Origin of the sequence: Kitasatospora sp. NPDC057198, assembly GCF_042670125.1 — a bacterium.
Lineage (GTDB): Bacteria > Actinomycetota > Actinomycetes > Streptomycetales > Streptomycetaceae > Kitasatospora.
In genome coordinates, this window is record NZ_JBHUWH010000056.1 from 1 (window position 1) to 26,386 (window position 26,386).

Sequence of the window (26,386 nt, forward strand, 5' to 3'; positions counted from 1 at the left end):
GTATAAGAGACAGGCCCTCCGGTCCGGTTCCGGCCTACTTGTAGATCCGCAGCACCCGGCCGATGGAGCGCACGTGCCCGAGGGTGCGCAGTTCGTCGAGCGCGCCGTTCAGTGCGCGCTCGGTCGCGGGGAACGTGACGAAGACGACCCGCGCCTGCGACTCCGAACCGTCCTGGTCCACCTTCTGGATCGAGACGCCGTGCCGTCCGAACACCCCGGTCACCTCGGACAGCACGCCGGGCGCCTCCTCGACCTCGGTCCGGACGTAGAACGAGTACTCCAGGTCCTCCTTCGGCCGGATGGCGGCCGGCGCGCCCACCGGGACCCTGCGGTGCGTACCGCGCCGCAGGTGGTCGGCGGCGGCTATGACGTCGCCGAGGATGGAGGAGGCCGACGGGCGGGGGCCCGCGCCGCGCCCGTAGAACATCAGCTCGCCGGCGGCGGTGGTGTTGACGAACACCGCGTTGAAGCTCCCCCGGACGGTGGCCAGCGGGTGGTCGCGCTCGACCAGGGCGGGGAAGACCTGCACGCCCACCTGGCCGGCGCCGGCGCCGGCGCCGTCGCCGTCGGCCGGGAAGCGGTCGGCGACCGCCCGCAGCTTGATCACGTAGTCGAACTGCGCGGCCAGCTCGAAGTCCACCCGGTCGAGGTCGACGATGCCCTCGCGCGGCACGTCGTCGGCGGCCACCGCCTGGTTGAACGCCAGCGAGGCGAGGATGGCCAGCTTGGACGCCGCGTCGGCGCCGGTCACGTCGGCCGTCGGGTCGGGTTCGGCGTACCCCAGGTCCTGGGCGGCGGCCAGCACCTCGTCGAAGGCCAGGTTCTCGCCCATCATCCGGGTGAGGATGTAGTTGGTGGTGCCGTTGACGATGCCGGCGACCCGGGTGATCTCCTCGCCGGCCAGCGACTCGCGGATCGGGCGCAGGATCGGGACCGCGGCGACCGCGGCGGCCTCGAAGAAGAAGTCGACGCCGCCCCGGTCCGCCGCCGCGTACAGCTCGGGGCCGGCCGCCGCGACCAGCTCCTTGTTGGCGGTGATGACCGGCTTGCCGGCCTCCAGGGCGGCCAGGATCAGCTCGCGGGCCGGGGCGACGCCGCCGATCAGCTCGACGACGACGTCGATGTCGTCGGCCTTGACCACGTCGTACGGGTCACCCGTGAACAGCTCCGCGGGGACGTCCACCGAACGGGGCTTTCCGGGGTCGCGGACGGCGATCCGGGCGAGTTCCAGGGAAATTCCCGTCACGTCCTCGACCGCGGCGAGCCGCTCCACGAGCAATTCGGCGAATGCCTCCCCGACAGTTCCACACCCCAGCAGACCCACCCTGACTACATTTCCCATGGCGGACACCATACACACCTGCCATCTTTCATTAAACGGAATACCGGCGACTTCTCAGAGTCCGAGACGAATGGCCGCCCCGGGCCGCCGGAGGAACAGGGCGCGGAAAGCGGCGCCGGGCCCGCTCACGCCGACCGCGGCGGCGGGAGCACCGGCGCCGGGAGGTTCGGCAGGTGCGTCCCGAAGCTCCTGCGGTAGTACACCAGCGGGGGCTCGCTGCCGGACAGCTCCGCCGACTCCACCCGGCCCAGGACGATCACGTGGTCGCCGCCGTCGACCAGGTCGACCGCGGCGGCGGCGATCCAGGCCGGCGCCCGCAGGATCCGCGGCAGGCCGCGGTCCGGCCGCCACTCCACCCCGGCGAACTTGTCGGTCGCCGCCCTGGCCGCGAACGACAGTGCCAGCGCGGCCTGTTCGGCACCGAGCACGTTGAGGCCGAAGCCGCCGCAGGAGCGGATCGCCTCGAGCGTGCGCGAGCGCCGGTCCAGCGCCACCAGGACCATCGGCGGATCGACCGACAGCGAGGAGAACGCGCTGACGGTCGCCCCGGACGGCCTCCCGTCGGCGCCGGTCGCGGTCACCACCGACACCGGGGTGGCCACCCGCGCCATGACCTCCTTGAACGCTCCCTGCAACTCGGACCCGGCGGTCCCCGCCGCGGCCGACTTTCCGAAACCCATGAGCAAACCCCCGTAATTTCACAGTCCAGCGGATCAGATTTCCGAGACGAAACTCCGGTCGTCCGGATCCATTTCCAGGGAGAATCCGAGCCCGGGGAGCTCCCCGGCGAACCAGGTGTCGATCAGCGCCCGGTACCCGGGCGAGCCGAAAATGTCGGAAAGCGCCTCGTCGACCGCCCGCAGGAGTTTCCCGTCCTCCTTCCGCAGCAGGAATCCGTAGTCCTCGCCGCCCAGCCGCAGGTCCAGCATCCGGACGTCGGCGCGGGCCTCGCCGGCCAGCAGGGAGCGGAGGATCACCTCGTCCGCCACCATCGCGTCGATCCCGTCGTCGGCCAGGAACGCGTCGCGGGCGGCGCCGATCGACGGCACTCCGGTGAAGGAGTACCCGAACCCCGGGTCCGGTTCGGCCTCCAGCGCGGCCTGGCTGGTCGAGTCCCGGATGCCGACCACCCGCAGGTCGCGCGGGCCGGGGTCGCCCTTCAGCGCGATCCGGTGCGAGGTGCGGAAGATCGGCCGGCTGAAGGCGAAGCGCCGCCGGCGCTCCTCCGTGATGGTGGTCGACCCGCACTCCAGGTCGATCCGGCCCGCGGCGAGCAGGCCCTCCCGGGTGGTCGAGGTGACCTCGACCGCCTCGACCGGCGGCACCCGGTCGGCGCCGCCGTGGATCCGGGCGAGGACCAGGTCCGCCAGGTCCACCGAGTAGCCGATCGGCCGGAATCCGGCGGTCGGCGAGTAGGAGAACGGCGGAGTGTTCCGTTGGAACCCGATCCGGATGCCTGCGTCGGTGAGACTAGCGAACACCGCTTCCCCCTTCGTCCGTCGAGTCGGCAGAGCGTCCCGGCGGGCCGCCCGCCAGGGCGAGCAGCGGTCCGGGACCGGTGAGCAGGTACATGTGGCCGCCGTCCACCGTGCGGTGGGTGAACCGGCCGGTGGTCAGCGCCGCCCAGCCCGCCGGGGCGTCCGGCGGCACCAGGTGGTCCCCGGCGGCCGTCACGCAGTGCAGGTCGAGCGGGAGCGGGCGCGGTACGAACGACGGGAACTCCCGTGCCATCCAGGCGAGGTCGGCCGCCAGGGTCCCGGTGTGGAACTCGTCGGCCCCCTCCGGCGCGGCCTCGGCCGGCCCGGGGATCCCGGCGGGGGAGTACGGCGGCGGCGCCTGCGCCGACACCACCACCGAGGCCCGCCGCCGGTACACCGTCCACAGGGCGTCGGCCGCCATCCAGGCGAGGGCCGCGCCCATGCTGTGGCCGAGCAGGACCAGTTCCTCGTGCGGCAACCCGTCGATCTCCCGGGCCAGTTCGAGGACGAGCCGGTCCAGCGGCTCGGTGAGCGGTTCGGCGAACCGGTCCTCGCGGCCCTCGAGCCGGACCAGCACCAGGTCGGTGTGCGCGGCCAGGGCCGGCGCCCAGCCCTGGTAGGCGGACGTGCCCCCGCCGGCGTGGTGGAAGCAGACCGTCGCGCGCGGGTGCCCCGCGGCGTGCGTGCGCAGCAGCCGCGGGCGGTTCGGCCGGTCCGTCATGCGCCGGAGCCGATCCGCGCCGGTTCGCGGCCCGGCAGCACGACCTCCCGCAGCCCGCTGCGGTAGCGGTCGGCGAGTTCGCGGTACTCGGCGGCGGTCCCGTCGAGCACCGCGACGTCGCTGTCGCTGAGCGTCATGAGGACGCTCGCCGGGTTGCCGGCGATCAGGCTGCGCGGGCCGTAGCGCGGCCCGGCGCTGAGCACCACGCCCGCCGACACGCGCGAACTCTCCCCGACCGAGACGCCGTTGAGCACGATCGCGCCGATCCCGACCACCGTGCCGGAGCCGATGGTGCAGCCGTGCAGCAGCGCGCCGTGCGCCACGGTGACGTCGCTGCCCAGGACCAGCGGGTGGTCGGGGTCGGAGTGCAGCATCGCGTGGTCCTGCACGTTCGACCCCCGGCCGATCCGGACCGGGCCCTTGTCGCCCCGGACGGTCACCCCGGGCCAGAGGCTGACGTCCGCGTCGATCTCGACGTCGCCGATCACCACCACGTCGTCGAAGGCGTAGACGCTCGGGTGGATCCTCGGCCGGACGCCGTGGAAGCTGTACGTGCGCACGGTTCAGACCTCCTGGGGGAGCAGGGTGGCGAGGCGGGCCAGGCTGCCCAGCACCTCGTCCTTGGGCAGGCCGAAGTCGACCAGGCAGGCGACCTCGTCGACGCCCATCGACCGGAAGCCCTCCAGCACGGTGCGCGCGCTCGCGGTGTCGCCGATCAGCGAACTGGTGGAGACGTAGCGCTGGAACACCATCTCCACGAAGGCGTCCCGGTCGTCGCCGAGGTTCAGCAGGGTGTCCGACTTGTCCTTCAGCTCGGCCTGGCCGGAGGTGGCGTGCTGGCCGACGAACGAACCCAGGTACTCGGTCATGGCGGGCCGCACCAGCTCCACCGCCCGGGCCCGGTCGGTGCCGACGTAGGTGTGCAGCATCAGCGAGACCACGCCTCCCTCGGGGTCGAGGCCGGCCCCGGCGCGGGCCGCCCGGTAGATCTCGATCCGCCTGCGCAGCTCCGGCGGACCGAAGTTGATCAGCGCGGAGAGCACGTTGAGGCCGTTCTCCCCGGCGAACCGCCAGGCGTCCTCGTTCTTCGACGTGGTCAGCCAGACGGGCAGCTCCGGCTGGACCGGCCGGGGGAAGGTGAGGATCTCGTGGGTCGCGCCCAGCGGGTCCCGCCGCTCCAGGGGGGTGCCGCGCCACAGGCCCTGCAACTGCTCGCGGGCCTCGTTGAGCAGCAGCGACCTCTTCTCGTACCCCTCGGGGTTGAGCACGAAGTCACGGGCGTGCCAGCCGGGTGCCAGCGCGAGGTCGACCCGGCCGCCGGAGAGGTTGTCGACCAGCGCCCACTCCTCGGCGGCGCGCAGCACGTCGTGCAGCGGCAGGTTGACGCTGCCCGCCCGGATGCGCACCCGCTCGGTGACGGCCGCCAGCGCGGCGCCGAGCACCGCCGGGTTGGGGTACGCGCCGCCGACCTCGGTGAAGTGCCGTTCGGGCGTCCAGATCGCGGTGAATCCCGCGCGGTCGATGTAGCGGGAGACGTCCAGCAGCAGGTCGTAGGGGTCGGCGCCGCCGGTCAGGCCGGAGAAGAAGATCACCCCGAGGTCGGGCACCGGCGGCCGGGCCCCGGCGGCCGACGCCGGGTCCGGGGTCGGCGCCGGGGCGGTGGCGGGGGCGGGGGTGCCGGACCTGAGCCGGGCCTTCAGTCCGGCCAGCCGGTCGGCGTCCAGGAACGTGCTGTCAGACATGGGCCGGCTCCTCGATGAGCATGGCGGTGATCACGGTGGAGGTCCCGGAGATCGAGCTGTTCTCGTAGAAGTCCCGTACGGACAGGTCCAGTCCGAAGGTCTCGCGGAGCTTGTTGATGAGCTGGATGGCCATCAGCGAGTTCCCGCCGAGTTCGAAGAAGCCGAGGTCGGCGGAGGTGGCGGACCCGCCGAGGAAGGTCTTGAAGATCTGCGCGACGATGCTCCGGACCTCCTCGTCGGCCCCGCCGTCCGCACCCCCGTCCGCCCCGCCGTCCGCACCGCCCCCGCCGTTCCCCGCCGCCCCGACCGGCTCGGCGGCCGGGACGGGGAGGGGCTCGGCGACGGCGACAGCGACGGGCGCGGCGGCCGGCTCGGCGGCGGGTGCCGCGACGGTGGCCGCGGGCTCCACCCAGTGGATCCGCTTCTCGAACGCGTACGTGGGCAGCGCGGTCATCCGCCGGGCGGCGGTGTGGTCCGCGATGTCCACCCGCGGATCGGTGGCCCAGCCGAGCGCGAGCGCGTCGGCGAAGGACTCGGCCTCGGTCTCCGGCTCGCCCAGGGTCTGCGCCAGCACCGGGGCGGGCGCGCCGGCCGCGGCGAAGCCGCCGCGCACCAGGGTGCCCATCGACCGCCCGGCGCCGATCTCGACGAACCGGGTGACGCCCGCCTCCCGGAGGGTGTCCACCGACCCGCCGAACTCGACCCGGCGCACCAGGTGCTCCGCCCAGTAGCGCGGGTTGCGCGCCTCGTACTCGGAGAGCACCCGGCCGGTGATGTTGGAGACCACCGGGATCCTCGGCGCGTGCAGCTCGCGGGTGCCCAGGAAGGCGAGGAACTCCTCGACGGCGCCCTGCATGAGCGGCGAGTGGAAGGCGTGGGAGGTCCGCAGCCGCTGGTGCGTCACCCCGGCCTCGGCGGCCAGGGCGGCGGCCCGCTCGACGGCCGCACGGCTGCCGGAAAGCACCTGCTGTCCGGGCGAGTTGACCGCGGCGACGACCAGCGAGCCGTCGGCGACCAGCTCGGCGAACGGGGCGGGGTCGGAGACCGCCAGCATGGCCCCGGCGGGGCAGGCGGCCATCACCCGGGCCCGGACGGCGACCAGTTCCGCGGCCGTGGCCAGGTCGAAGACGCCGGCGACGGCCGCCGCGACCACCTCCCCGAGGCTGTGCCCGAACAGGTAGGCCGGGGTGACCCCGGCGTCCAGCAGGGTCTGCGCCAGGGCGTACTCGACCGCGAACAGCAGCGGCTGCGCCACCTCGGTGTCGGCGGTGTCCCGCTCCCCGCCGCCGTCCAGCAGGGCCCGCAGGTCGAACCCGGTGTGCGCGTCCACCGCCGCGACCGCCTCGGCCAGACGGCGGGCGAAGGCGGCGTTCCGGGCGGCGAGTCCGGCGCCCATGGCGGGGCGCTGGGTGCCCTGGCCGGCGAAGACGAAGGCGATCGCGTCCGAGCCGCTCTCGGCGCCGGTGTGGTACCGCTCGGCCTTGAGCCGGGCGACCGCCTCGGCGGGGTGCACGGCGGCCAGGGCGGCCCGGTGGGGGTGCAGGGTGCGCCCCTCGCGCAGGGTGTGCGCGTACTCGGCGAGCACGGCGCCGGGGTCGGCGGCGAGCCGGGCGGCGAGTGCGGCCGCCTGGCCGCGCAGCGCGGCCCGGGAGCGGGCCGAGAAGGCCAGGACGCTCGGCCGGCCGTCCGCGGTGTCCGGTGCGGCGGCCGGCTCGGGGTCGGCCGGGTCGGGCCGGTGGCTGCGCAGCAGCACGTGCCCGTTGGTGCCGCCCATGCCGAAGGCGCTGACCCCGGCCCACTGGAGGGCGGTGCGGTCGAGCTCCAGGCCCTCGGTGGTCACGAAGTAGCGCGAACCGTCGAGTTCCAGCGCCGGGTTGACCTCCTGGACGTTCACCGTCGGCGGCACGAACCCGTGCTCGAGCACCAGCGCGGCCTTGATCAGCCCGACGATGCCGGCGGCGATGTTGAGGTGCCCGAAGTTGCCCTTCAACGAGCCGATGCCGCAGGGCGCGCCGGTGGTGCCGTACGCCTGCTTGATCGCCTCGACCTCGATCGGGTCGCCGAGCGCGGTGCCGGTGCCGTGCGCCTCCAGGTAGCCGACGTCGGCCGGGTCGGCGCCGGAGATCTCCAGCGCCTCGCGCAGCACCGCCACCTGTCCGGAGACGCTGGGCGCGGTGAAACTCACCTTCTGCGCGCCGTCGTTGTTCACCGCGGACCCGGCGATCACGGCGTGCACCCGGTCGCCGTCGGCGACCGCGTCGGCGAGCCGCTTCAGCAGCACCAGGCCGAGCCCGTTGGTGAACAGCGTGCCGTTGGCCCGGGCGTCGAACGGCCGGCACACCCCGTCCGGCGAGAGCACCCCGCCGACCTGGTGGCGGTAGCCGGCCTCCTGCGGCACGCGGACGTACACGGCGCCCGCGATCGCGGCGTCGCACTCGTTCAGCAGCAGGCTCTGTACGGCCGAGTGGACGGCGACCAGGCCGGTCGAGCAGGCGGTCTGCACGTTGACGCTGGGGCCGCGCAGGTTCAGCTTGTACGAGATCCGGGTGGCGAGGAAGTCCTTGTCGTTGCCGTGCCGGACCACCATCTCGCCCAGCGCGTCCATCAGGTCCGGGCGCTGGAGCGGGCCGGTCACGTAGGTGCTCATGCCGGATCCGGCGAACACGCCGATCCGCTGGGCGGTGCGCTGCGGATCGATGTTGGCGCGCTCCAGCAGCGCCACCGACTTCTCCAGCATCAGGCGCTGCTGGACGTCGAGGATGTCCGCCTCGCGCTCCGAGTAGCCGAAGTACCCGGAGTCGAACTCCGCCACGCCCTCCAGCACCCCGGCCCGCTTGACGTAGTCGGGGCGCGAACGCTGCGCGGCGGGCACGCCGGCCGCCGCGACCTGCTCGTCGGTCAGGTCGGAGACGGCCGTGCGGCCGTCGACCAGCCGGGCCCAGAACTCGTCCACGTCGGCGGCCTGCGGCAGCCGGCACTCCATCGCGACGATCGCGATCAGGTCGTCATCGTTTTGCATGTTCATCCCAAGTCCGGTGTCGGAAGACCCCGACTGCGGCGGGTTCGCCGGGCCGTCAGGACGCGCTTGCGGGAGGCCGCGCCGGCGGTGGAAACGGCGTTCCCCGGCCCCCGGCCCTCCGGTTCGTGAAACATCTGTTCGAGGAAGGAGAGTTGGGCGTTGAAGGACGCGTGCTCGAAGAGCCGCACCAGCGGAAAGGTCACGCCGAATTCCGCCTGGACCCGCGCGTGCAGGACGACGATCGTCAGCGAAGTACCGGACGCGTTGAAAAAGGTGATGTCGCGGTCGGCGAGCGGGCTCGCGCCGCCGCCGGTCACCGACTGCCAGATGGCGGCCAGCCGGTCGGCGGTCGTCCCGGTGCCCGCGGGCACGGCCGCCCGGCGCCCGCGCTCCCGCAGGTGACCGGCCGCGACCTCGGTGAGCGCCCTGCGGTCGACCTTCCCGTTGGGGAGCTTCGGCAGCGCCGGCAGGTAGACGAAGGCGGACGGCACCATGGCGCTCATCAGCCGTTCGCCCAGGTGGGCCCGGAGCTGCGGCTCGGCCTCGGCCGCGCCCTCCAGCACGGCCACGACGACCTTGGTGAAGCGGTCCTCCTGGGCGCAGACGAAAGCCTCCCGGACGCTCGGGTGGGCCTGGATCGCCGCCCGGACCTCCTGCAGCTCGATCCGCACGCCGGCGATCTTGACCTGCTCGTCGGCCCGGCCCAGGATCTCCAACTCCCCGTCGGCCGCCCGGCGTCCGCGGTCACCGGTCGGGTAGGCGCTGATCCGCTCCCCGTCCACGTCGATCCCGACGAAGGGCGCGACGATGCGGCCGTCCATCAGGTACCCGTGCGAGGGGTGCTCGGCCGCGATGTGGATCTCGCCCACCTCGCCCGGAGCGCACACCCGGCGCTCCTCGTCCAGCACGAAGCTGCGGGAGCCGGGCAGGCTCCGGCCGACCGGCTGGACGCCGGGCCGCGGGTCCGCGGGGACGCGGTGGAAGTGCTGGGCGAGGGTGGTCTCGGTCGGGCCGTAGAGGTTGACCACCTCGCAGCCCGGGAAGTACTCCCGCCACCGGCGCACCAGCGCGGAGTCCAGCGGTTCGCCCGCGAAGAACGCGTGGCGGACGGAGGGGACGGGCGCGGCACCGGCCGCCGCCGCGGTCCACACCTTGCCGAGCGAGGGCACCAGGTGGAGCGCGGTGATCCGCTCTCCGCGCAGGAAGTCCAGGGCCCCCGCGGCGTCCAGGTGCAGTTGGTCCGGGACGCACAGGGTGGCGCCGGAGACCAGTGGGGTCAGCGCGTCGCGGAACCACACGTCGAAGGAGAGGTTGGTCAGGTGGGCGAACCGGTCCCCCGGCCCCACCCCGAACTCCTCGGACTGCCAGCGCAGGAACGAGGACAGCCCCGTGTGGCTGCCGACGATGGCCTTCGGCGTGCCGGTGGAGCCGGAGGTGAAGGCGACGTAGGCGTGGTCCCGGTCGTCGAGGGCCGGCCCGGGAACGGCCCCGGGCCGCGGCGAGCAGCGGATGCGCGGGGCGTCCGTGCAGTCCGCGACCGCCCGGACCGGACCGGTGCCGAGCATGGTCTCCCGGCGCACCGCGGGCAGCGCCTCATCGATCAGCATGACCGCCGCCCCGGACATCCACGTACCGAGGACGGCGGATATCACCGCGGCACTGCGGTGGCCGATGATTCCGACCGCGTCGCCGTTTCCGACGCCCAGGCCCCGGAGTTCCGAAGCCACTTCCGCGGACCGGTTGAATAACTGCGAATAACTGACCGTCTCGACCTTCGAAGAGACGGCGGTGGCGTCGGCGAATTTCTCGCACGCCAGCCTCAGAATATCGTCTACCGCCTGCACAGCGAATCTCCATGTGAGGACAGGTGAAAGCAGCCCCTTGGCGGCGAGGGTGAAGCCACTCGGGCCGGGGCGCGATTGGGCCGCAGATCGGCCGGGAAAGCGCTGGTGCGCGAAAGGAGAAGAACGGGAATCGGAGGGCCGGGAAACCGGGGAACCGGGGAGCTGGGGAACCGGGGAACCGGGGAACCGGGCTTCGGGCCGTGCGGGGCCGCCGGCCCGGGGGAACGGGAGGCCGGCCCCGGGTCCGGGCGGGAACTCCCGGTCCCGGAGGGCTACCGGGTCTGCTGGAAGGTCGCGAGCACCACGGCCGCGAGCATGAACAGCGAGCCGAACACCTTGTTGAGGATCGACGCCTGCCGCTCGGTCTTCAGCTTCAGGGCGACCCGGGAGGCCAGGCCGGTGTAGCCGGCCATCACCACGAGGTCGGTGAAGGCCATGGTCAGGGCCACCGCGAAGTACTGGGGAACCAGGGCGTGACCTGCGACGATGAACTGCGGGATCACCGCGAGCATGAAGATGTAGCCCTTGGGGTTGATCAGGTTGAGCGAGATGCCCTTGCCGATGATCTCCGCGACCCCGATGCGGGGACGGTCGCCCTCGCGCAGGGAGATCGGCGAGCCCTTGGAGAGCATCTGGGACAGGCCCAGGTAGAAGAGGTAGGCCACGCCGGCCCACTTGAGCACGTTGAAGGCGACCGGCGAGGCTTGGATGATCACCCCGAGGCCCACCACGACGACCAGGAAGACCGTCCACAGGCCGATCACCAGGCCGACCGCGCCGAGATACCCGCGCCGGAAGCCGTAGTTCAACCCGTTCGACATTGAGAACACCGAGCCCGAGCCCGGTGAAAGGGAGAAAATCCACGAAGCCGCAAAACAAGTGATCCATGCATCGAATGGCATGGCCGCCTCCCCCGAGGAATAGCCGCTGATGTGATTTCTCGGCATGTGGGGCGCCGGAATCGAGCGGAGCCTAACACAGGGCCTTGAGTGCTCCCGCAACACCGGTCCATCATGTGGACATCAATTCGGTGGGGGGCGTGCTCCGGCCCTTTCGACTCGCTCCCGAAATCGATGTATTCGCTGGTCATCGCGGTGGGGGCGGGCGTCCGGCCCCACCGCCGGGGGTGCGCGCGGGGGTGGCGGCGGAGGCGGTCCGCGACGGGCCTCCGGGGGCGGCCGCCGACCCCAAAGTCCGCACACGCTCCGAAAGGGCACCCCGGCGGCCGGGCCGCACCGGGGCGGCCTGTCGTCCTCAACTTCCCCTTCTTGTACGGGAGTTGGCGGTCGGGAGCGGCTCTTGGCGCCGGTGCGCGGCCGTGAACGCGAAGTGGCGTGCAACCCAACGGCCCGTTGACGCGTTGAGTACTGGGGTGGGGGAGCGCCGTCCGCCCGCCCGCCGGGGGCCGTCAGGGTGCCGAGGGGGCGCCCGCCCGTCCGCAGGGGTCGCCCGTTTGCCGAGGGGCCGTCAGGGCGCGGGGCGGACCGTCACCACCGGCTCGTGGTGCACCGGGAAGTTCACCGAGGAGGCGATGAAGCAGTCCCGCGACGCCGGGCCGTGCAGGGCCACCGCCCGCTCGCGCATCGACTCCTCGGCGATCTCGATCCGCGGCCGGAGCACCACCTCGGTGAACCGGCCGCCGTTGCCCTCGGTGGCCATGGTGCCCGTGGAGTCGTCCGCGTAGGAGCGCACGACGACGCCGTTCACCGCGCAGTGGTGCAGATAGGAGAGCATGTGGCACTGGGCGAGCGCGGCCAGCAGCAACTGCTCCGGGTTCCACCGGGAGCGGTCGCCGCGGAAGGTCGGGTCGGAGCTGCCGAGGATGTCCGGCACGCCCTCCGCCGACACCGTGTGGTCCCGCCGGTAGGAGCGGTAGTGGTCGGTGCCGGTGCCGAGGTCTCCGGTCCACTCGACCCGGACCGCGTAGTGGTGGGAACGCGAGAAGGCCATGCGGTCGCTCCTTAGTCGTTCGCGGCCGGCCGGTCGGCCGCGCGGGTGTCCAGGACGTGCCGGCGGGCCGCCGCCGCGGCGGCGGCAGCGTCCCCGGCGGTGATCGCGTCGAGCAGGTCGCGGTGCTGGGCGTCGACCAGGGCGGTGCGGGCGGGCGCGCGCAGGGAGCGCAGGGTGGAGACCTGGATCTGGTCCCACAGCCGGTCCAGGGTGTGCAGCGCCACCGGGTTGGCGGCCAGCTCGGCGATCCGCCGGTGGAAGTTCCGGTTCAGCCGCACCGCTCGGGCCAACTCCCCGTCCGCGGTGGCCCGGTGGGTGAGGTCGGCGAGCACGGCCAGGTCCGCCAGTTCGGCCGGGGCGAGCCGCCCGTCCCGCTGCCGCTCGGCGGCCAGTTCGGCCGTCAGCGCCTCCAGCGCGGCCCGCACCCGGTAGACCTGCGACAACTCCTCGTCGTCCAGCCGCACCACCCGCAGACCCCGCCCGGCCCCGGCCAGCAGCCCGTCCGCGGCCAGCGCCCGGAACGCCTCCCGCACCGGCGTGCGGCTCACCCCCAGCGTCTCGGCGACCTCCACCTCGCCCAGCCGGGCCCCCGGCGGGTAGTGGCCGTCCAGGATCAGTTCCCGCAACCGCCGGCGGGTGCTCTCGGTCTGCACAGGGCCAGCCTAGGCTTCTGCATGCACTGCATGCAAAGGCCGGGCGCGCGGCGCCGGGGCCCGGCGGAAGAACTCGTTGGGGCCCCGTCGGTGCGGTCCGCTATATTCGCGCAGCCTCGACCCGCACCACTCGCAGGGGGAACACCCAATGCCGTTCGACCAGGAGCGCCCCGGGAACGAAGACCCGGACGGCGCCCGGGACGACGCCCCGGCCGCCCCGCCCGCGCTCTCGCTGGAGAAGCCCGCCCCGGCGCCGCCCGCGGTCTCGTTCGCGAAGCCCGGCATACCCGGCGGCGACTTTGTGCGCGCCGCGGACGCGGACGCCGGTGCTGGTGCGCCTGCGCCTGCGGCTACTGCTGCCGCCGCGGGTACGGCTGTTGACGCCGCCCGGTCCGCGGCCGAGGAGGCGACCGTCGTTCAGGGGGCGCCCGCGGCCCCCGCCCCGACGACGGTCGAGCCCGCCGTCCCCGAACCCGCCGCCAGCCCGTGGGCACGGCCCGCTGCCCCGACGCCGCCCGGCGTCCCGCAGAGCGCTCCCGCGCCCGCCGCCGTCAACCCGTGGGCCGCGCCCACCGGTTCGACACCGCCCGGCGCGCCCCAGGCCGTCCCCGGGCCCGCGCCCGCCGCCGTCAACCCGTGGGCCGCGCCCACCGGCGTCCAGCAGGCGTGGGGGAGCGGCGCCGTCCCGCCCCAGCCGGGTACGGCCCAGTACCCCGCGCAGGCCCCCGGCCCGTACGGGATGCCCGGCTACCCGGTGTACCCGCAGCCGTCCCGCTCGGCGTACGCCAACGGCCTGGCCATCGCCGCGCTGGTGGTGAGCTTCCTGTGCTACCTCGGCATCATCGCCATCGGCCTGGGCGCCGCCGCGCTGGTCCAGATCAGGCGCACCGGCGAGCGCGGCAAGGGCATGGCGGTCTCGGGCATCGTGATCGGCTCGGCCTGGCTGGTGCTGCTGGTCCTGGTGATCGTCAACGGCGGCTTCCACTTCCAGGCCGACACCGACCGCTCCAGCGGCGGGCTGTCGTCGGTCTCGCCGCTGCGGCTGAACGCCGGCGACTGCGCGGACCTGGGGTTCAAGACCGCGGTCAAGAAGGCCGACTGCTCGGTGTCCCACAACGCCGAGGTGTTCTGGAGCAGCGTCTCCACCGCGACGGGCGGCTACCCGGGTGCGGAGGCGCTGCAGGACGAGGCCGACCGGCTCTGCTCGCGCCACCTGGACGAGTACGTGATGGACATGTGGTCGATCCCGGAGACGACGGACTACCCGGCCGCCTACCCGGACCAGGACACCTGGAACGTGGTCGGCGGTCGCCAGATCGTCTGCTTCCTGAAGTCGGACAAGCCGACGACCGGTTCGCTGCGCAAGGACAGCAGCAACCTGACGTCCGACCAGGTGCAGTTCCTGGAGGCCACCAACGAGATCGACCGGCTCTGGGTCGACGTACCGGACGAGGACCTCGACGTCGCGGACAACCCGGGGGCGTTCCGCTCCTGGGCCCGCGAGCTGGCTGCCGGGGCCGACGCGCAGGCCGCGGCGCTCGGAGCCGCGCACTGGCGCGGTGTCGACCAGGCGACCGTCGGCAAACTGGTGCAGGAGACCGCGGTCGCGTCCCAGCACTTCCGGGCCGCCGCGGTCGCCGATGACAGCGACACCGTCGAGGACGAGCTGCTGGCCGGCTACCAGCACCTCGGCGAGGACTACATCCTCGACCTGCGCCGCGCCCTGGAGCTGACCACCCAGGACGAGGAGCCGGCCAAGCGCCCCTCGGAGCAGGTGGTCTGACCCGCGCCGACACCACGGCCGGCCGGTACCACCGGCCGGCCACGGCACCGGCTCCAGGGGTCTTCGGCAGGCAAGTCCCTGACCTGCAGAGGTGTGACTGGCGGTGCCGCGAAGCGGTCCGCCCGCCTCCTGGGATCACCGCGGTCGGGCACGCGGCGCTCACCGGCCATGACCCTTCGTCACCGAAGTTTCGGACGGTGGGTGTTCCACCAAGGGCACGAGAGAGGAGCGGTGGCGGCAGCGGGACAGCACGTCGGTCCGTTCGCCGCGTTCGACTGCGCTCCGACCGTCGACGGGCCGGCGGGGAAGTCCCGCGGCAGGACGGTCGTCCCCGTCGCGGCCGCGCCGGGCCGTCCCAGCCGGGTCCCGCACCGTCGACCCGGTGTCCCGCCGGCCCGCAGCCCGAGGGGGTGTCCGGCCCCGGGGCGGGAACACGGTCCGCCGGAAGGGACCGGGGACCGGAGGCCGAGCCGGGCTCCCTCGCCGGGGACGGCTATAAAGAGGGGGTGTACGAAACCGCGGAAGACCTCGCCCGACTCCAGGAGCTCATCGACGACAGCGCCCGCCGGGCCTCTCCCGGCCTGCGCGCCTCCTTCGGTCTGCCCGAACAGTCGCTGTCCGCCGCGCAGGTGGTCCGGCGCTGCGACGGGGTCTTCCAGGTCGTGCTGGCCACGGTGACGGCCGCCGGGGAGCCGCGCTGCGCACCGGTCGGGGCACTCTTCGTCCACGGCCGGTTGTACGTCCCCACGACCGCCGGGTCGTTCCGCGCCCGCAATCTTGCGGCCCGCCCCGCGCTGAGCCTCAGCCTGGCCGGCGATGACGGTTTCGCCCTGGTCGCCCACGGCACCGGCGAGTTGGTCACCCCCGCCGACCCGGGGTTCGGCGAGGTCGAGGACGCCCAGTCCGCCGCCAGGGGCACGCGGGTGGGCGACTGGGGGCAGGGCCTCTTCGTCCGGGCGCGGCTCGGTTCCCTGTTCACCTACGCCCGCGACCCGAAGAGCTACCCTCCGGCCGAACCGGCGCCGGCCGCGGGTTCCGCGGGCCCGGCCCGCCGGTCCTGAGCCGCAGCCCCACCCACGGCGGTCCGGGCCGGGCGCCTCGGCGGCCTACCTACAACGCCCGCAGCCGGCCCGCCCCTCGGGCGCGGGCTCATCGGGCATGGCACGCGCCCTGCTGGTCGGATCCGCCCAGAGAGAAATGTCTGTTCCGGAGCCCTCTGTCGGGTCCGGATCGACGACCCCCGCCTCACGAGAGCCGTGCCCCGGCCGCCCACGCGGCGGCGTGCCGGACCAGGCGGGACGGCAGCGCGGGCGCGCCCGTCCAGTGGAGGTGCAGGTAGGAGGCGTGCACCGAGCCGTGCAGGTGGCCCTCGGTGTGCGGGCCGGTGGGGGTGCGCCAGCCCCAGGCGGGGGACGGGCCGGCCGCCGGGTCGGTGGCGGTGCGGTGGAACTCGTGGCCGCGCACCCGGGAGCCGGCCGCGGCGAGCGGCGAGTCGGCGAGGGCCACCGCCTCCCGGTAGCCGAGGGTCAGCCGGGGCGTCATCCGGGCCGTGCTGTCCAGTACCCCGCACATCGGCAGGCCGTCCAACTCCCGCCCCAGGTACAGCAGTCCGGCGCACTCGCCGACCACCGGCGCCCCGGCCGCGGCCAGTTCGGCGACCGCCGCGCGCAGGGCCGCGTTGGCGCTCAGCTCGGAGACGTACACCTCGGGGAAGCCGCCGCCGATCACCAGCGCGGCCGTCCGCTCGGGGAGCCGTTCGTCGTGCAGCGGGTCGAAGGGCACCACCTCGGCCCCGGCGGCGGCCAGCAGTTCGGCGTTCTCCGCGTAGGAGAAGGAGAACGCGGCGCCGCCCGCCAGGGCGATCCGCGGCCGGGGGCCGGGGGCCGGTTCGACCTCGGCCGCCGCGCTCCAGGGGGCGTCGGTCAGCGGCGGGGCGGTCCGGGCCAGTGCCAGCACCGCGTCCAGGTCGACGGAGGCGGCGACGAGTTCGCCCATCTCGCGGACCGCCCGCAGCGCCTCGGCGGAGCGCTCGACGGCCGGGACGAGGCCCAGGTGCCGGGACGGCGTGTCGACCGCCCCGGCCCGGCGCACCGCGCCGAGCACCGGCACGCCCGAGCCCTCCTCCAGGGCCTCGCGCAGCAGCGTCTCGTGCCGGTCGGAGGCGACCTTGTTCAGGATCACCCCGGCCAGCCGGACCTGCGGGTCCCAGGACGCGAAGCCGTGCACCAGCGCCGCCACCGACCGGGACTGCGAGGAGGCGTCCACCACCAGCACCACCGGCGCCCGCAGCAGCTTCGCGACCTGCGCGGTGGAGGCCAACTCGCCGCGCCCGGCGGCCCCGTCGTACAGGCCCATCACGCCCTCGACCACCGCGACGTCCGCCCCGGCGGCGCCGTGCGCGAACAGCGGGGCGATCCGCTCGGGGCCGCTCATCCAGGCGTCCAGGTTGCGGCCCGGCCGCCCGGCGGCCAGCGCGTGGTAGCCGGGGTCGATGTAGTCGGGGCCGACCTTGTGCGGGGAGACCTTCAGCCCGCGCGCGGCCAGCGCCGCGATCAGGCCGGTGGCCACCGTCGTCTTGCCCGCCCCCGAGGACGGCGCGGCCACCACCAGGCGGGGAATCACGCTGCTCAAGGCGCTACCACTCGATGCCGCGCTGGCCCTTGCGGCCCGCGTCCATCGGATGCTTCACCTTGGTCATCTCGGTGACCAGGTCGGCCAGTTCGGTCAGCGGCTCGGGTGCGTACCGGCCCGTCACCACCACGTGCTGGCTGCCCGGCCGCTCCCGCAGCACCTCCACCACCTCCGCCACGTCGATCCAGCCCCAGTGCAGCGGGTAAGTGAACTCGTCCAGCACGTAGAAGCGGTACGTCTCGGCCGCCAAGTCCCGCTTGACCTGCTCCCAGCCCTCCCGGGCCGCCTCCTCCGAGGACTCGATGTCGCGCTGCACCCACGACCAGCCCGACCCCATCTTGTGCCAGGCCACCGTGCCGCCCTGCCCGGACTCGCCGAGCACCCGCAGCGCGTTCTCCTCGCCGACCTTCCACTTCGCCGACTTGACGAACTGGAACACCCCGATCGGCCAGCCCTGGTTCCAGGCCCGCAGCGCCATCCCGAACGCCGCCGTCGACTTGCCCTTGCCCGGCCCGGTGTGCACCGCCGTGATCGGCTGGGTCCGGCGCTGACGCGTGGTCAGTCCGTCGTCCGGGACGTTCTCCGCCACTCCCTTGGGCATGCTGCTCACGCCGCCTTTCGCGTCATCGTCGTCGTCCGTGCTTCCCGCACCAGCGAGGCCACGCCCTCGGCCCGCAGCTCGTCCAGGCTGACCGCCTCACCGTGCAGGTGCGCCGCCAACTCCCTTGCCAGGCCCAGCCGTACGGGGCCGGACTCGCAGTCCAGCACCACCGCGGCCACGCCCTGCGCGGCCAGCAGGCCGGCCGCCCGGCGGGCCCGGGGCAGCGCGTCCCGGCCGCCGGTGGCCCGGCCGTCGGTCACCACCACCAGCAGCGGGCGCCGGTCCGGGTCGCGCAGCCGCTCCACCCGCAGCACCTCGTGCGCCCGCAGCAGGCCCGCCTCCAGCGGCGTCCGGCCGCCGGTCGGCAACTGCTCCAGCCGGGCCGCGCCGACCTCCACCGAGGAGGTCGGCGGCAGCGCCAGCTCCGCGCCCGCGCCCCGGAAGGTCACCAGGCCGATCTTGTCGCGCCGCTGGTAGGCGTCCATCAGCAGCGACAGCACCGCGCCCTTGACCGCGGTCATCCGCTGCCGGGCCGCCATCGAACCCGAGGCGTCCACCACGAACAGCACCAGGTTCGACTCCCGGCCCCGGCGCACCTGCTCGCGCAGGTCGTCCCGGCGCAGCACCAGCGCCCGCCCGGCCCGGCCGCGCGCCACCTGGTGCGGCGCGGCCGCGCGCAGCGTCGCGCCCAGGTGCAGCCGGGCCAGCCTCCCGCGCGGGCGGCGGGCCCGGACGGTGTGCCCGGCGTCGGTCTCGGCGGGCGAGCGGCGGCCCTGCGCGCCCCGGCCGGTGCCGTCCACCTTGAACAGCCGTGTGCGGTACGGCCGGTCGGCCGCGACCGGCGCCGACTCCCGCCCGCCACCCGGGCGTTGCCGCGGGGGAGCGGGGGTGTCGTCCGAACCGGCCTCCCCGGCGGGCGCGTCGGGCACACCGGGCTCCGGCACGCCGCCACCACCGCCGGGTCCACCGCCGCCGGGACCACCGCCGTCCGGGCCGTCGTCCTCCGGACCCTCCGGACCCTCAGGACCCTCCGGCCTGTCGGGCCCGTCCGACCCGTCCGGACCGTCCGAATCCTCCGGCCCGTCCGGCTCCGAGGGCTCCCGGTGCTCGGCCAGCGTCCGGTCCAACTGCTCCTCGTCCAGCCCCGGCGCGTCGAACGGGTTGCGCCGCCGCCGGTGCGGCAGCGCCAGCCGGGCGGCCGTCCGGACGTCCTCCTCGGTCACCGCGGTGCGCCCCGCCCAGGCGGCCAGCGCCACCGCGGTGCGCGCCATCACGATGTCCGCGCGCAGGCCGTCCACCTCGAACGCCGCGCACAGCGCGGTGATCTGACGCAGCGCCAGGTCGGAGAGCTCCACGCCCGGCAGCAACTCCCGTGCGGCGTCGATGCGTTCGGCGAGCTCCCGCTCACGCCCGGCCCAGCGCGCCGCGAAGCCGGCCGGGTCGGCGTCGTACGCGAGCCGCCGGCGCACCACCTCGGCGCGCTCGTCCGCGTCCCGGGTCGCGGCGATCTCCACCGTCAGACCGAACCGGTCCAGCAGTTGCGGCCGCAGCTCGCCCTCCTCCGGGTTCATCGTCCCGACCAGCAGGAACCGGGCCGCGTGCCGCACCGACACGCCCTCGCGCTCCACGTACGAGCGGCCCATCGCGGCCGCGTCCAGCAGCAGGTCCACCAGGTGGTCCTGCAGCAGGTTGACCTCGTCGATGTACAGCACGCCGCGGTGCGCCTTCGCCAGCAGGCCCGGCTCGTACGCCTGCACGCCCTCGGCGAGGGCCCGCTCGAGGTCGAGCGAGCCGACCACCCGGTCCTCGGCGACGCCGACCGGCAACTCCACCAGGTGCGCGGGGCGTTCGGCGACCTCCGACCCCGGGTGCGGACCGTCCGGGCACTGCGGGTCCGGCGTGGCCGGGTCGCAGGCGAACCGGCAGCCCGGCACGGTGGCGATCGACGGCAGCAGCCCGGCCAGGGCCCGCACCATCGTCGACTTCGCGGTGCCCTTCTCGCCCCGCACCAGCACCCCGCCCACGGCGGGCGAGACCGCGTTCAGCAGCAGCCCCAGCCGCAGGTCCTCCATGCCCACGATCGCCGTGAACGGATAACGGGCCTCGGTCACTCGGCACTTCCCCTCTCCAGCGGGGCCGGGGCCCCGGGCGGAACGAACGGCAGACCCGCCGGTGCCCCGTTCTCGATCAGCTTCCACAGCGCGTCGGTGTCGGCGTGCTCGGCGACCAGGTCGCCCAGCGCGTCGAGCTGCTGCTCGCGGGCGGCGGCGAAGGAGGTGTCCGGCGCCGGCACGAAGGAGCGCCCGGCGGCGCGGGCCGCCTCGGCCAGGAAGGCCCGGCGGAAGGCGTCGTTCTCCAGCAGGCCGTGCCAGGTGGTGCCCCACACCGCGCCCGCCCGGCAGCCGTCCAGCGGCCGCCCGGCGGCGTCGGTGACGAACGGCTCGCCGCCCTCCACCGCCACCACGCCGTGGTGGATCTCGTAGCCCTCCACCGGCTCGCCCAGCGCCGTCCCCGACGGCCGGGCCAGCACCTTCTCCGCGCCGAACACCACCCGGGTCGGCAGTAGCCCCAGACCGGCCACCGCGCCGGACGACTTCGACTCCACCGCGTCCACGATCTCCCGGCCGAGCATCTGGTAGCCGCCGCACACCCCCAGCACCGGCAGCCCCGCCGCGGCCCGTGCCGCCAGCGGCCCGGCCAGGCCCTGCGCGCGCAGCCAGGCCAGGTCGGCGACGGTGGCCCGGGTGCCGGGCAGCACCACCAGGTCGGCGTCGGCGAGCTCCTCCGGCCGGGTCACCCAGCGCACCAGTACGCCCGGCTCCTGCGCCAGCGCGTCCACGTCCGTGAAGTTCGACAGCCGCGGCAGCCGCACCACCGCGACCCGCAGCACCTGAGCGCCCACCGGGCCGCCGGCCGCCGGGCGGGACGCCACCGCGGCCAGGCCGAGCGAGTCCTCCGCGTCCAGCCACAGGCCCGGCAGCATCGGCAGCGTGCCCAGCACCGGACGGCCGGTCAGCCCGCGCAGCATCTCCAATCCGGGCTCCAGCAGCCGGGCGTCGCCGCGGAACTTGTTGACGATCCAGCCCGCGACCAGCGACTGGTCCCGCTCCGACAGCAGCGCCAGCGTCCCGAACATCGAGGCGAACACCCCGCCCCGGTCGATGTCCCCGACCACCACGACCGGCAGCCGGGCCGCCGTCGCCAGGCCCATGTTGGCGATGTCCCCCTCGCGCAGGTTGATCTCCGCCGGGGAGCCCGCGCCCTCGCACACCACCACGTCGAAGCGTGCCCGCAGGTCCGCCAGGCACTCCAACGCCCGCTCCAGCAGCACCGGTTTGCGCTCCCGGTAGTCCAGCGCGCCGACCTCCGCGACCGGCCGGCCCAGCAGCACCACCTGGCTGCGCCCGTCCGCGCCCGGCTTCAGCAGCACCGGGTTCATCGCCGCCTCCGGCGCCACCCCCGCCGCCTGTGCCTGCATCGCCTGCGCCCGGCCGATCTCCGCCCCGTCGGCCGTCACGAAGGAGTTCAGCGACATGTTCTGCGCCTTGAACGGCGCCACCCGCACCCCCTGCCGGGCCAGCCAGCGGCAGATCCCCGCCGTGACCACGCTCTTCCCGGCGTCCGAGGTCGTCCCGGCCACCAACAGCGCGCCGTTCACGCCAGAACTCCTTTCGAGGCGCCCCGACAGGGGCGCGAGGAACTGCGCGCAGCGGAAGGCAGCACGACGAAGTCCCGTTCTGTCACAGTCAGTTGCAGCACGTATCCACGCTGAGGCGGGTTCACCTGCGCGTTCGCCCGCCCAGCGCCCGCAGGGCGAGCGTGGTGGCCAGCGCGAGCGCGCCGACCCGGCGGGAGAGCCGGCAGGCCCGCGCGATGTCGGCCGGGCCGACCGGCGGCAGCTCCGCGCCCAGCACCGGCCGGTGCTCGACCCGCTCGCCGTAGCGCAGCGTCCCGCCCAGCCGCACGCCCAGCGCGCCCGCGAACGCGGCCTCCGCCTGGCCCGCGTTGGGGCTCGGGTGCGCGGAGCCGTCCCGCCGCCAGACCCGCCAGGTGCGGGCCGGGGCGCCGGACGCGGCGACGGTCAGCAGCGCGGTCAGCCGGGCGCCCGGCCAGCCCGCGACGTCGTCCAGCCGGGCCGAGGCCCAGCCGAAGCGCCGGTAGCGGGCCGACCTGTGCCCCACCATCGCGTCCAGCGTGTTGACCGCGCGGAACGCCAGCAGCCCCGGCACGCCCGCGACGCCGCCCCACACCAGGGCGTTGACCACCGCGTCGGCGGTGTTCTCGGCGACCGACTCGACCACGGCCCGCGCCACCTGCTGCTCGTCCAGGCCGGACGGGTCGCGCCCGCACAGGTGCGGCAGCCGCTCCCGGGCGCCCGCCAGGTCGCCGTCCGCCAGCGAGCGGCCGATCGCGGTCGCCTCCCGGGTCAGCGACGTCCCGCCGAGCACGGTGAAGGTCGCCGTGGCGGCCAGCGCCCCCGCGGCCGCCGGCGAGCGCCGCACCGCCCGGACGGCGAGCGCCGCCCCGCCCGCGACCGCGCCGACCGCGAGCGCGGCGTGCAGCGCCCCGGCGCCGCGGTGGTCGCGCCACAGCCGGCGCTCCAGGCGGGCCGCGGCGGTGCCGAACAGGGCGACGGGGTGTCCGCGCCGGGGGTCTCCGAGCCGGGCGTCCGCGAGGTATCCCGCGGTCGCGCCCACCAGGTACGGGGCAACCCGCATGGCGTCGTGTCCTCACTCAGGGTCCGCGCCCTGGATCGACGGAACGGGGGCCAGAGTCTCCTGACTTCCGGTCACCCCCGCGCGGGGTGTCCGGTCACAGTGGCGGGACCGCGCCGGACTCGCACCGGCTTCCTCTGCTTGCCTCCGTTTGGCCCGAAGATCCCACCACGCCCGCTTCCGCGCGGTCAACCGAGGCGGTGGAGGGGTTGGTCACATCCGGCCGGGGGCACGGGAAGGGCCCCGCCGAACCGGTCGGCGGGGCCCGGGGCGCAGCTCAGGGCGTGTGCACGGCGGAGCGGGTCAGGGCGTGTGCACGGTGGGCCGCGGCGCGGCCGGCATGCCGTCGCCGAGGAAGAAGGACGGGTGCGGCGGCTGGTTGTAGGCGGTGTTCTGCCAGGCCACCGCCTCCCGGTACTGGACGTCGTGCATCAGCGTGGTGATCCGCAGCGTGGTCGGCACCGGCGTGGAGTAGATCCGCAGCGCCCGGTTGTCGGTGGTGGGCCACACCACCTCCTCGCGCCAGTCGCCGAACAGGTCGGCGGAGAGCGACGGGGTGGCCTTGGTGGTGTTGTTGGAGTGCACGCCGGAGGCGGTCAGCAGCCGGGTGTCGCCGCCGGTGCCGTACTTGTCGACGTGGGTGCCGTCGAGCAGTTCGCGCACCGGGTCGCCGTCCCACCAGAGCGTGAAGTTGGCCGAACCCGGCTTGCGGCCGACGTTCTGCCCCTTCGCGCTGTAGAGGCCGCTCACCCCGGACGACCAGGACTCGGCACCCGGGCTGCCCGCGTACACGTCGTCGGAGACGCCGCGCCCGTTGTCGCAGGCGCAGTCCGGCTGGTGCCACAGGATCTGGCCGGTGCGGGCGTCGGCGAACCAGGCCGAGTACTTGGTGGTGCCCTCGTCGACCTTGAACTCCTCCAGGCCCGGACGGCTCGGGTCGAGGTCGCCGACGTGCATCGCGTCGCCGTGCCCCTGCCCGGTGTTCCACAGCCCGCGCCCGTCGTCGTCCAGGGCCATCGCCCCGTAGACGATCTCGTCCCTGCCGTCGCCGTCCACGTCCGCGACGGCCAGTTGGTGGTCGCCCTGGCCCGCGTAGGCGCCGTTGCCGGAGGCGTCGGTGTCGAACTTCCAGCGCTCGGTCAGCTTGCCGCCGCGCCAGTCCCAGGCCGTGACGACGGTGCGGGTGTAGTAGCCGCGGGCCATCACGATGGAGGGGCGCGAGCCGTCCAGGTACGCCGTCCCGGCCAGGAACCGGTCCACCCGGTTGCCGTACGAGTCGCCCCAGGCCGAGACGGTGCCGCGCGGCGGGTCGTAGTCCACCGTCTGCAGCGCTGCGCCGCTGCGCCCGTCGAAGACCGTCAGGTACTCCGGGCCGGACAGCACGTACCCGCTGGAGTTGCGGTGGTCGGCGGTGGCGCTGCCGATGGTGCGCCCGGCGCCGTCCACCGTGCCGTCCGCGGTCTTCACGGCGACCTCGGCCCGCCCGTCGCCGTCGTAGTCGTACACCTGGAACTGCGTGTAGTGCGCCCCGGAGCGGATGTTGCGCCCCAGGTCGATCCGCCACAGCCGGGTGCCGTCCAGCTCGTACGCGTCCAGGTAGGTGTCACCGGTGTAGCCCGACTGCGAGTTGTCCTTGGCGTCGGTCGGGTTCCACTTCAGCACGAACTCGTACTGCCCGTCGCCGTCCAGGTCGCCGACGCTCGCGTCGTTCGCCTCGTACGTGTAGGAGCCGCTCGCGTTCGACCCGCCCGGCGGCGGCGTGATCGGCACGTCCCGGTAGCCGTCCGCGAAGCCGACCGAGGCGGGCGAGGCGGCCTGCTCGACGCCGTTCACCACCGCCCGCACCGTGTACGAGGCGCCGGCCGGCGCGCCGGCGTCCAGGTAGTCGGTGGCGGTGGCCAGCGGCGCGGAGTTCACCCTGGCGCCGTCCCGGTAGACGTTGAACGCGACGCCGTCCGGGTCGGTGGCCAGCCAGCGCCAGGACACCAGGTTGCCGGTGCCACTGCGTACCGAGACCAGCCCGCGGTCCAGCTTCTCCACCTGCCGGCCCTGCCCGGCGGGCGGCTGCCCGGTGCCCGACGCGCTCGGCGACGGGCTCGGCGACGGGCTCGGCGACGGGCTCGACGGGGGCGTGCTGCCGCCCGGACTCCCGGTGCAGAGCGTGCCGTTGAACGTGAACGCGGTCGGCACCGAGGCCGTGCCGGAGCCCGGCACCGAGCCGTTGAAACCGAAGCTCACCGTGCCGCCGCCCGCCACCGCGCCGTTGTAGCCCAGGCTCTTCGCGGTGACCTGGCTGCTGCCGAGCGTCACGTCCGCGTTCCACGCCTGGGTGACCTGCTCGCCGCCGCCGAACGACCACTGCAGCGTCCAACTCGTCACGGCGTCACCGAGGTTGGTGATCTGCACGTTCGCTCCGAAGCCGCCCTGCCAGGCGCTGGCGACCGTGTAGTCCACCCGGCAGCCGGCCGCGGCCGCACCCGCCTGCTGGACCGCCCAGCCCGTACCGGCCGCGACCAGCAGGCCCGCCGCCAGCCCGGCGACCGGACGCAGGGCCCGTCGTCCGTGGTGTCCTGCCATCGTTGCTCCTTCGAGGGAGGGGAGGATGGTAACTGGGAGCGCTCCCAGCGCATCCACTCAGACTGTCCGGACGCCGTCAACTCCCGGTGGCGGGCACGGCGAAACTTTCGCCCACCGGCGGGCCGGTCCACCTGCGCCGGAGGCGGGTCGAACGGACCCCCGCCCCACCCCCGCCCACCGCCGACCGGACCGGCCGGCGCCCCCGGCACGGCCCGGACGTGCGACGGAAGCCGAACGGCGGGCCGGGACGCCCCACCCGGCCGGGCACCCCACCGCCGGCCGGACGGCGACGACCGCGCCCGGCGGGCACCGTGAAGCTTTCACGGCCCGCCGCCCGCCGCCCGCCGCCCGCCGTCCGCCGTCCGCCACCTGCGCCCGCCACCTGCGCCCGCCATCGCCGCCCGCCGCCCGCCCGGCCCGTTCGTCGCATCGCCCAGTCGCGCCGTCCCGCGGGCGCCCCCGCTTCGTGCCATCCGCGCCTGTGGCCCGCCCCGCCGCCGCCCTACCGTCGGAAGGCATGCGACGCAGACAGCCGCCGGCCCCCGCGCCGGTGCCGTTCTCCCCGGCCGCCGCCCGCGCCCACCGCACCGCCCTCGGCCTGACGGTCGACCAGGTCGCCGACGGGCTGGCCGCGCACGGCGTGCGGCTGCTGCCCGGACACGTCCTCGGCTGGGAGGAGGGCCGGATCCGGCCCGGCGAGGGGGAGTTGACCGCCCTCGCCCGCACCCTGTGGTGCCCGCCCGCCGACCTGATGGGCGCCGCCCCCGCCACCCTCCGCGAGCACCGGATCGCCCGCGGTCTCACCCCCGACCAGGCCGCCCGCCAACTCGGCCTCGCCCCCGCCGCCTACCTCCGCGCCGAGACCACCGGCCACTGGACCGGCGACGAGGAGCAGACCCGCCTGCTGGCCCGCGTCCTCGCCCTCGACCTGCCCGCCCTGGTCCGGCTCACCGGCCGCACCGCCGAACTCGAGGCCCGCCTCCGCCGGGTCGTCCAGGGCCGCTGGCAGGCCCAACTCGCCCCCGTGGCCCGCCTCGTCCCCGCCGACCCCGCCCACCTCGAACACGCCCTGGCCACCCTCCAGTCCGAACACCACACCCCCGCCTCCTGGGGCACCGCCCCACCCCCGGAGCGCCCCGAACCCGCGCCCCGCTTCTGGCAGTTGCTCGCGGAGCGGGAGGCGGAGAGGGAGGGGGAGGCCGGGCGCTAGACGAGTAGTTCCGAAGTCAGCTGGCTTTGCTGGTTCTGCTTCGGACATGCAGGAAGGGTGTCCAGCATTCGGGTTGTGACGACCGAAGAACTGGACACCCTTCTGACCGCACTTTACGTG

At 74.6% G+C, this 26,386-nt stretch carries 20 protein-coding genes and 1 riboswitch; of the genes, 3 read left to right on the forward strand and 17 right to left on the reverse strand.

Features of this window, described 5'->3' with window-relative positions:
- Positions 1-34 precede the first annotated feature (34 nt).
- The 11 genes from ACFUEL_RS09715 to ACFUEL_RS09765 form a co-directional block, all read right to left on the reverse strand.
- A complete protein-coding gene (locus ACFUEL_RS09715; RefSeq protein WP_380235524.1) occupies positions 35-1,354 on the reverse strand; it encodes a homoserine dehydrogenase in 1,320 nt (439 codons plus the stop codon).
- A gap of 113 nt (positions 1,355-1,467) precedes the next feature.
- Positions 1,468-1,953 (reverse strand): flavin reductase family protein, encoded by a 486-nt coding sequence (locus ACFUEL_RS09720; RefSeq protein ID WP_380235525.1) that lies wholly within the window; start codon positions 1,951-1,953, stop codon positions 1,468-1,470.
- Between the two features lie 102 nt (positions 1,954-2,055).
- The gene (locus ACFUEL_RS09725) at positions 2,056-2,823 is read right to left on the reverse strand and encodes a transporter substrate-binding domain-containing protein (RefSeq protein ID WP_380235526.1); all 768 of its coding nucleotides are present in this window, start codon (positions 2,821-2,823) and stop codon (positions 2,056-2,058) included.
- Entirely contained in the window at positions 2,813-3,541 is a 729-nt protein-coding gene (locus ACFUEL_RS09730) for a thioesterase II family protein (RefSeq protein ID WP_380235527.1), read from the reverse strand. The genes ACFUEL_RS09725 and ACFUEL_RS09730 overlap by 11 nt, the downstream gene beginning before the upstream one ends.
- On the reverse strand, positions 3,538-4,101 hold the full coding sequence (locus tag ACFUEL_RS09735) for a gamma carbonic anhydrase family protein (protein ID WP_380235528.1): 564 nt from the start codon (positions 4,099-4,101) through the stop codon (positions 3,538-3,540). Before ACFUEL_RS09735 ends, ACFUEL_RS09730 begins: the two co-directional genes overlap by 4 nt.
- A 3-nt stretch (positions 4,102-4,104) precedes the next feature.
- A complete protein-coding gene (locus ACFUEL_RS09740; RefSeq protein WP_380235529.1) occupies positions 4,105-5,283 on the reverse strand; it encodes a MupA/Atu3671 family FMN-dependent luciferase-like monooxygenase in 1,179 nt (392 codons plus the stop codon).
- On the reverse strand, positions 5,276-8,302 hold the full coding sequence (locus tag ACFUEL_RS09745) for a beta-ketoacyl synthase N-terminal-like domain-containing protein (protein WP_380235530.1): 3,027 nt from the start codon (positions 8,300-8,302) through the stop codon (positions 5,276-5,278). Before ACFUEL_RS09745 ends, ACFUEL_RS09740 begins: the two co-directional genes overlap by 8 nt.
- Before the next feature lie 2 nt (positions 8,303-8,304).
- Positions 8,305-10,146 (reverse strand): non-ribosomal peptide synthetase, encoded by a 1,842-nt coding sequence (locus tag ACFUEL_RS09750; protein ID WP_380235531.1) that lies wholly within the window; start codon positions 10,144-10,146, stop codon positions 8,305-8,307.
- A 272-nt stretch (positions 10,147-10,418) separates the two neighbouring features.
- Complete coding sequence (locus tag ACFUEL_RS09755) at positions 10,419-11,093, reverse strand: LysE family transporter (RefSeq protein WP_380235532.1); 675 nt, start codon at positions 11,091-11,093, stop codon at positions 10,419-10,421.
- Between the two features lie 520 nt (positions 11,094-11,613).
- Entirely contained in the window at positions 11,614-12,096 is a 483-nt protein-coding gene (locus ACFUEL_RS09760; protein WP_380235533.1) for an OsmC family protein, read from the reverse strand.
- Positions 12,097-12,107: 11 nt separating this feature from the next.
- Positions 12,108-12,749, reverse strand: coding sequence for a GntR family transcriptional regulator (locus ACFUEL_RS09765; protein WP_380235534.1), 642 nt, complete (start codon positions 12,747-12,749; stop codon positions 12,108-12,110).
- A gap of 148 nt (positions 12,750-12,897) precedes the next feature.
- On the opposite strand from ACFUEL_RS09765, the gene ACFUEL_RS09770 reads away from it, so the two are divergent.
- Positions 12,898-14,532 (forward strand): DUF4190 domain-containing protein, encoded by a 1,635-nt coding sequence (locus ACFUEL_RS09770; RefSeq protein WP_380235535.1) that lies wholly within the window; start codon positions 12,898-12,900, stop codon positions 14,530-14,532.
- A gap of 506 nt (positions 14,533-15,038) precedes the next feature.
- Positions 15,039-15,593 (forward strand): pyridoxamine 5'-phosphate oxidase family protein, encoded by a 555-nt coding sequence (locus ACFUEL_RS09775; RefSeq protein ID WP_380235536.1) that lies wholly within the window; start codon positions 15,039-15,041, stop codon positions 15,591-15,593.
- Between the two features lie 184 nt (positions 15,594-15,777).
- On the opposite strand, the gene ACFUEL_RS09780 is transcribed toward ACFUEL_RS09775, so the two are convergent.
- The 6 genes from ACFUEL_RS09780 to ACFUEL_RS09805 form a co-directional block, all read right to left on the reverse strand.
- A complete protein-coding gene (locus ACFUEL_RS09780; protein WP_380235537.1) occupies positions 15,778-17,163 on the reverse strand; it encodes a cobyrinate a,c-diamide synthase in 1,386 nt (461 codons plus the stop codon).
- Positions 17,164-17,167: 4 nt separating this feature from the next.
- Complete coding sequence (gene cobO, locus ACFUEL_RS09785; protein WP_380235538.1) at positions 17,168-17,764, reverse strand: cob(I)yrinic acid a,c-diamide adenosyltransferase; 597 nt, start codon at positions 17,762-17,764, stop codon at positions 17,168-17,170.
- A gap of 5 nt (positions 17,765-17,769) precedes the next feature.
- Positions 17,770-19,836 carry a putative cobaltochelatase gene (locus ACFUEL_RS09790; RefSeq protein ID WP_380235543.1) on the reverse strand — a complete coding sequence of 689 codons (2,067 nt, stop codon included), beginning with the start codon at positions 19,834-19,836 and terminating at the stop codon, positions 17,770-17,772.
- A gap of 35 nt (positions 19,837-19,871) precedes the next feature.
- Positions 19,872-21,422 carry a cobyric acid synthase gene (locus ACFUEL_RS09795; RefSeq protein ID WP_380235539.1) on the reverse strand — a complete coding sequence of 517 codons (1,551 nt, stop codon included), beginning with the start codon at positions 21,420-21,422 and terminating at the stop codon, positions 19,872-19,874.
- A 121-nt stretch (positions 21,423-21,543) separates the two neighbouring features.
- A complete protein-coding gene (locus ACFUEL_RS09800) occupies positions 21,544-22,482 on the reverse strand; it encodes a cobalamin biosynthesis protein (RefSeq protein ID WP_380235540.1) in 939 nt (312 codons plus the stop codon).
- 53 nt (positions 22,483-22,535) lie between these two features.
- A riboswitch (cobalamin riboswitch) is annotated at positions 22,536-22,618 on the reverse strand.
- 164 nt (positions 22,619-22,782) lie between these two features.
- Positions 22,783-25,056 carry a cellulose binding domain-containing protein gene (locus tag ACFUEL_RS09805; RefSeq protein WP_380235541.1) on the reverse strand — a complete coding sequence of 758 codons (2,274 nt, stop codon included), beginning with the start codon at positions 25,054-25,056 and terminating at the stop codon, positions 22,783-22,785.
- 517 nt (positions 25,057-25,573) lie between these two features.
- Between ACFUEL_RS09805 and ACFUEL_RS09810 the strand changes: the two genes are divergently transcribed.
- Complete coding sequence (locus ACFUEL_RS09810) at positions 25,574-26,266, forward strand: XRE family transcriptional regulator (RefSeq protein ID WP_380235542.1); 693 nt, start codon at positions 25,574-25,576, stop codon at positions 26,264-26,266.
- Positions 26,267-26,386: the final 120 nt, after the last annotated feature.